This is a genomic window from Anabaena sp. CA = ATCC 33047 (assembly GCF_963870205.1).
GTDB lineage: Bacteria > Cyanobacteriota > Cyanobacteriia > Cyanobacteriales > Nostocaceae > Trichormus.
Window position 1 is genome coordinate 1,156 of sequence record NZ_CAWMSA010000081.1, and the last position, 776, is coordinate 1,931.

Genomic DNA, 776 nt, shown 5'->3' on the forward strand with positions numbered 1-776 from the left:
AATTTTGAATCTACTAAGAGTGTTAAATTATGTGACTTGGCTACCATCATTGCTACATATAATCCCAATCCGCTACCTTCTGATTTTGTTTGCGCTCTGTAAAAAGGAAAAAATATATTTGATAGCTCATCCGAATCAATCCCTTTCCCCGTATCTTCAACTTCAATTACCAAATCATCTTTTTCATTTAGTAATCTGATAAAGACTCCACCCACTTCTGTATATTTAATGGCATTCTGTATTACATTCGACAGCATTCTCTCTAGACAAACAACATCAGCCATCACCCCAGCACCATGAGCCAACGGTAAATACGCCTCCAAGTGTAAACTTAGTGACCTGCTCTTAGCTAGTGGTGAATACTCAATGTGCAATTTTTGTAATACCTCAAATATATTTAAGTATTTAATAGTTCTGGGATTAATACTTAAATTATTTTTATTGTTCTTTTGATTTTCTATGAGATTACTGACTTTATTAGTTGTTTGCAAAATAGCTTCCAACACTGGCTTTATCTCTTCTAAGCTATGCCCATAACCACCTTCTATCATCTGCTTTAAAATAGTTTTGATTCCCAGAACAGGGCTTAGAATATCATGCAAAAACGCTGATGTGAGTAGCATTTTATTAGCCATAAATACCAGTTTTTATCATGACAATTTCCTTTTTATTATAACTAATACAGCAGTTTTGAGTTAAATAAGGTACAGTTAGTATTGGTGCAGGTCATAAACTTTGCTTGGCACAATTTGCATCTGGATACTTTCTCTCATCAC

Annotated in this window: 1 protein-coding gene; it reads right to left on the minus strand. The window is 34.0% G+C overall.

What is annotated here, in order from left to right; genetic code table 11:
• Positions 1–635, minus strand: a 635-nt coding sequence (locus AACS98_RS22050; RefSeq protein ID WP_066384130.1) for a sensor histidine kinase, incomplete at its 3' end; no start/stop codon positions are given.
• Positions 636–776 lie beyond the last annotated feature (141 nt).